The 570-nt window shown below is 68.6% G+C and carries 1 protein-coding gene; it reads right to left on the bottom strand.

Annotated features, from left to right (window positions below):
* Window positions 1-570: beta-ketoacyl synthase N-terminal-like domain-containing protein (locus ACTWQR_RS55955; protein ID WP_443235049.1), on the bottom strand; the 570-nt coding region annotated here is incomplete at both ends.

The following is a 570-nucleotide window of genomic DNA, read 5'->3' as shown; positions in this document are numbered from 1 at the left end:
AGCACTCCCCCGACCGCACCGCACGCACCGCGAGATCCAACGCCACCAACGACGACGAACACGCCGTGTCCACCGTCAGCGCCGGCCCCCGCAACCCCAGCACGTACGCGATCCGCCCCGACGCCACGCTTGACTGATTGCCCGCGAGGAGCAGGCCCTCGACGTCCTCGGGAGCGGTGCGCAGTCGCGCCGCGTAGTCGTCGTACATGGCGCCTATGAAGACACCTGTGTCGGAGTCCTTCAGCGTGTGCGGATCGATGCCGGCGCGCTCCAGCGCCTCCCAGGTGATCTGCAGGAGCAGCCGCTGCTGGGGGTCGGTGGCGAGGGCTTCACGGGGGCTCATGCCGAAGAAGTCGGCGTCGAACTCTCCCGCCTCGTACAGGAATCCGCCGCGCCTGGTGTACGTCGTCCCCTTGTGCTCGGGGTCGGGATCGTACAGCTTGTCGAGGTTCCAGCCCCGGTCGGCGGGAAAGTCGCCGATGGCGTCCGTGCCATCGGCCACCAACCGCCACAGATCCTCGGGCGAGGTCACACCACCGGGGAAACGGCACCCCATGCCCACGATCACCA

The sequence above is a fragment of the Streptomyces sp. 2A115 genome (genome assembly GCF_052245575.1).
Taxonomy (GTDB): Bacteria; Actinomycetota; Actinomycetes; order Streptomycetales; family Streptomycetaceae; genus Streptomyces.
Note: the sequence above shows the minus strand (reverse complement) of the source record. Positions and strands in the feature narration are given on the sequence as shown.